This is a genomic window from Hydrogenimonas sp. (assembly GCF_029933015.1).
Lineage (GTDB): Bacteria > Campylobacterota > Campylobacteria > Campylobacterales > Hydrogenimonadaceae > Hydrogenimonas.
Map to the genome: position 1 here is coordinate 1 of NZ_JAOZOZ010000140.1, position 4,147 is coordinate 4,147.

The 4,147-nt window shown below is 57.2% G+C and carries 6 protein-coding genes; all 6 read right to left on the reverse strand.

The genetic code is table 11. The annotated features are described in order from the left end of the window. Positions 1-4: 4 nt before the first annotated feature. The 6 genes from Q1K23_RS08165 to Q1K23_RS08190 are packed head-to-tail and all read right to left on the reverse strand — an operon-like array spanning position 5 to position 4,049. On the reverse strand, positions 5-286 hold the full coding sequence (locus tag Q1K23_RS08165) for a hypothetical protein (protein ID WP_300363705.1): 282 nt from the start codon (positions 284-286) through the stop codon (positions 5-7). Positions 287-294: 8 nt separating this feature from the next. Next, positions 295-777, reverse strand: coding sequence for a hypothetical protein (locus Q1K23_RS08170; protein WP_300363707.1), 483 nt, complete (start codon positions 775-777; stop codon positions 295-297). Further along, positions 768-1,733 carry a hypothetical protein gene (locus Q1K23_RS08175; RefSeq protein ID WP_300363708.1) on the reverse strand — a complete coding sequence of 322 codons (966 nt, stop codon included), beginning with the start codon at positions 1,731-1,733 and terminating at the stop codon, positions 768-770. The genes Q1K23_RS08170 and Q1K23_RS08175 overlap by 10 nt, the downstream gene beginning before the upstream one ends. A 60-nt stretch (positions 1,734-1,793) precedes the next feature. After that, positions 1,794-2,474 carry an ABC transporter ATP-binding protein gene (locus tag Q1K23_RS08180; RefSeq protein ID WP_300363710.1) on the reverse strand — a complete coding sequence of 227 codons (681 nt, stop codon included), beginning with the start codon at positions 2,472-2,474 and terminating at the stop codon, positions 1,794-1,796. Positions 2,475-2,526: 52 nt separating this feature from the next. Continuing rightward, positions 2,527-3,696: an FtsX-like permease family protein gene (locus Q1K23_RS08185; protein ID WP_300363711.1), complete on the reverse strand. Its 1,170-nt coding sequence runs from the start codon at positions 3,694-3,696 to the stop codon at positions 2,527-2,529. Then, positions 3,693-4,049 carry a hypothetical protein gene (locus tag Q1K23_RS08190; protein ID WP_300363713.1) on the reverse strand — a complete coding sequence of 119 codons (357 nt, stop codon included), beginning with the start codon at positions 4,047-4,049 and terminating at the stop codon, positions 3,693-3,695. The genes Q1K23_RS08185 and Q1K23_RS08190 overlap by 4 nt, the downstream gene beginning before the upstream one ends. Positions 4,050-4,147 lie beyond the last annotated feature (98 nt).

Consider the following 4,147-nt stretch of genomic DNA (forward strand, 5'->3'; position numbering starts at 1 on the left):
GCTTTTACTGGCCCCCCACTCCCGCTTCGTCCTGATATTTCTGCATCAGGCCACGGATCTCCAGGACGTAGGCGTCCATGATCTTCTTGTCGACGGTGGGATCGACGCTCCAGGCCACCTGCATCCCGGGACCGTACTCCTGTCCCATCTCCTCGATCTTGTTCATATACTCGTCCAGGTCGTCGCAGACCACCGTCTCTCCCGTCGCCGTTTCGGTCAGCTCGATGTACCAGCCGCCCAGGGGCTTGGCTTTGATCATCGATTTGAATTCGGGTTCGTTCGCCATTTTATCTCCTAATATCCTAACAGTTTTTTTCGTATCTTCGGGTCTTTGAGGGTCAGCCCCCGCAGTACCCGCAGCCGCATCTCCTCGAAGGGTATGCGATCCGGTGCCGCTTTTTCGTAGGCGCCGAAGCCGTAGCCCATCGGGGTCGGATCGGTCTGCGAGTAGTGGGCCTTCGTCGCGTCGACCCAGCGGTGGGTGTCCCGGGTGTAGACCCAGAGCTTCACGCTCTTTGGATCGATATGGTGGGCATCCATCCAGAGCACCATACACCCCGGATCGTCGAAGACCGTCACCTTGCCGTCACGGACGAGCTCGGCGCTGTCGGTGAGCGATTTGACATCCATGTGGCACTGGGGGCAGACGACACTGCCGGGTTTGAAATCGACGGCTCTTCCGTCGGGACTTTCGATACCCACGTTCGACTCTTTTTCACCGCAACCGGCCAGCATAAAAAAAGAGAGCGCAAAAACGACGATCCATCTCACAGCCATACTCCGTTTTTCAGATAGAAACTTATCGGGTAGTATGATACCAAAGCGACATATAAAATATCCCCAATCAGCGACCATTTCATCCAGCGTTTGGCCGCGGGATAGGCCAGCCGCTCGGCGACCCAGGCGGCGATACCGAAAAAAGTACCCACGAAAAGGGCCGTATACATCGCATACCCCACGTAGTGGTAGTCTCCCTGCAGCAGACAGAAGGGGCAGTGGTGGTGGGGCATCTCGTAGACGTAGGTGGAAAAAAAGGCGATCAGCGAGACGATGGCGACGGGAATGAAGAGCAGATTGGCCAGTGCCGTCAAAAGGGGCTTTTTGAAAAACCACGCCGCGACGATCAGCAGAAAGTTGCCGTAGAAAAGCCCCAGCGTCACGGGTGTCGGAAGCGTCACGAAAGCCGAAACGGCCGAGGTTTTGGCCGCGGAAAAGAGCGTGCCGCAGCAGCTGACGATGACATGGGGATCGATGCCGCCGAAATGGCGCCACTCCAGCCAGTACTCCAGCATGAAAACGGGAAAGATCAGGATGAAGAAGAGAAATTTCGGCTTCGTATAGGGGTAGTCGGGCCGGCGCATGTCGATCCTGTGCACGACGATCCAGAGACCGAAGAGGTAGAGATCGAGGATCTTGACGACAAACAGCCACATCCCGTAGACCGTGGCGTTGGTGACCCCCGCCGCGCACATGGCGCCCGGAAGGATGTTGCTGAGCAGATCGAGGGTGTAGATGAAATAGAGAAAGAGCGGCAGCTTGAGATAGAAGATATACTCGATGATCGTCGCCACCAGATAGGCCCGTTTCTCCAGCGTGTACTGCAGCGGCGTCGTGGCATCGGCGTCCCATTTGAGGACGATCCGCACCGAAATGGCGAGTGCCAGCAGCGCGAAGAGCGAAAGGATGCCATCAAGCATCAGAATGGCGATGACGTCGGGGCTCAACAGATTCAAAGGAGGGCTCCTTTGAATTTGGTGAACGGGGAAGAGTGAACGGTGAACGGGGTCAACTTCTCAATCCTCACTGTTGACGATCTTTCCGTTGTGCAGCTCGATCTCGCGATCGGCGATGTCGAGGTCGAAAAAGAGAGGGTCGTGGGTGGCGATGAGGATCGTCTTTCCCTCCTCCTTGATACGGTGGACATACTCCAGAAAGGCTTTGGAGAGTTTCGCGTCGAGGTTGGCGGTGGGCTCGTCGGCCAGGATGATCGGCGGGTCGTTGACCAGCGCCCTGGCGATGGCGGTGCGCTGCTGCTCGCCGCCGGAGAGGTTTTTGGCCAGTTCGTTCGCTTTGTGGGCGATGGAAAACTCCTCCATCACCCGCTCCGCTCTGGCCCGAAGCTCCTTTTCGTCCAGTTTTTCCGGCATCAACGGCGTGATGATGTTTTCGAAGACGCTCAGGGTCGGGATGAGATTGAACTTCTGGAAGATGAAACCGATGGTATGACGGCGATAGAGAGCGGCGAAATCTTCCGGAAGCTTGGAGACCCGTTCGCCCCTTACGATCACCTCGCCAAAGGTGGGCTTCTGAAGTGCGGCGATGAGCGAAAGCAGCGTACTCTTGCCGCTGCCGCTGGGACCCTTGAGAATCACCAGCTCGTTCTCCCCCACTTCGAAGGAGACGTTTTCCAGCGCCGTCATCTCGTTGGGCCGCCCCGGATTGAAGACTTTGGTTACTTCTTTGACTTCGATCATCGTAAATCTCCGTTTCCCGTTTCCCGTTTCCCGTTTTCCCAAGCGAAGCGCACTAGCGGATCACCTCGTCCGCTTCCAGCGTCGCCGCCTTCCACGACGGAATCAGCGTGGCGGCGATATAGACCGGTACCGTCGTGAAAAAGATCAGCGCCAGCGTCCCCACATCGAGAGTGAACGGAAGCTCGAAGGGCGGTTTGAGCACCGAATATCCCATGAAAAGATCCCGCATCAACGGGGCGTTCAGTCCGAAGACATACCCCACCGCCAACGTCACGGCCAGCAGATAGGCCCCCAGGGATATTACCAGCGCTTCGAAGAGTTTGACTTTCAGAATGTCGCCGATCTTCCACCCAAGTGCCTTGAGGATGCCGATCTCCCGCTTCTCTTCGCTGGAGAGCCCGCTGGCCTTGTCGTAGATGATGATGAAAAAGGTGAAGATGGCGATGATGAAGAGCGCCAGGAAGATCCCGCTCTTGTAGTCGAAGACGTTCTGGTAACTGATGCGCAGATCCTCTTTGGTGACGACACGGGTGTCGGGATAGATTTCCCGTATCTTTCTGGCGATGGTGGGAATCTCCTCGTCGTTGGCCACCTTCACGACGATGTCGGTGGCGGCCTCTTCGGACATGCCGAAGAGCTCACGGGCCAATCCCTGCTCCACGACGACGATGTCGTTGCTCTCGAGCGTCGTTTCGGGTTTGAAGATGCCGGCGATCGTCACCTTTTTCAGGCTTCCGTCGGGTTTGACGAAGTAGAAGTAATCCTTGAAAAAGTTGCGCGCCAGGGTTTCGGCCACCCCGGGCCCCACGACCATCGTATCGCCCTCCATCAGCTTCTCGCCGAAAAGGTCGGCCACACTCTCGAGCGAGGATTTGTAGGATGTCCCGAACGCCTCGACCCCGACGATGCTGAAGTTGACCCCGGCTTTGGCGAAGTAGTAGTAGCCCCACACCCTGGGCATGGCATCGGTGACACCGGGAATTTCCGCGATCCTCTCGGCCCTCTCGGCGTCGATGTCCGTCTGGCGGCCCGCCACGATCCGCTGCACCGTGATCTCCGGAAGCGCTTCCAGCGTCGCGAACATCTCCGCTTTGAGGGCGTGGGTGATCGTGAAGATACCCGCGAGAATGAAGATCATCAGCGCGAAGATCGTGAAGATAAAGAAGTTTTTGCCGCCGCGCCGCGTGAGGGAGCTGAGAGCGAAGGCGAAGAGGTTTTTCATCGTGTCTGAACCTTCGAAGGATTCACGCTCCCGCTATCGGGAGGCGCATAGGTGAAGGAGGCCGGAAAGTAGTCGAGCATTTCCGGCCCTTCGTTGAAAGGGGAATAGAGATCTGTCAGGGAACGAAACCGGATGAACCGTGCTTCGGTCGCCACCGCCAGGTCCGGGAGGCCCGTCAGCGCGACGAAGCGTTTTTTCGCCTCCAACGCTTTTTCATCCGTGCTTTTGGTTACCCAGAACCATCCGATCTGGGCCAAAAGCACGATCGCAAGAAGAGAAAATCCCGTCGCGAAACGCACGATCCGTCTGCCTATCTCCAATCCGCCCGACGTCCGGCGATACCCGATTTTCACTCCCGAATCTCCATTTCCCTTCACTGTTCCCCGTTCACCGTTTACCGGCACGCATTGCCTACTCGTCCAGACTGTAGACGAGCTCTTTCGTGATCTCG

What these genes read in the sequence shown, in the direction of transcription:
- Q1K23_RS08165 (WP_300363705.1), bottom strand. Translation starts at nt 286, where the DNA reads ATGGCGAACGAACCCGAATTCAAATCGATGATCAAAGCCAAGCCCCTG.
- Q1K23_RS08180 (WP_300363710.1), bottom strand. Translation starts at nt 2,474, where the DNA reads ATGATCGAAGTCAAAGAAGTAACCAAAGTCTTCAATCCGGGGCGGCCC.
- Q1K23_RS08185 (WP_300363711.1), bottom strand. Translation starts at nt 3,696, where the DNA reads ATGAAAAACCTCTTCGCCTTCGCTCTCAGCTCCCTCACGCGGCGCGGC.
- Q1K23_RS08170 (WP_300363707.1), bottom strand. Translation starts at nt 777, where the DNA reads ATGGCTGTGAGATGGATCGTCGTTTTTGCGCTCTCTTTTTTTATGCTG.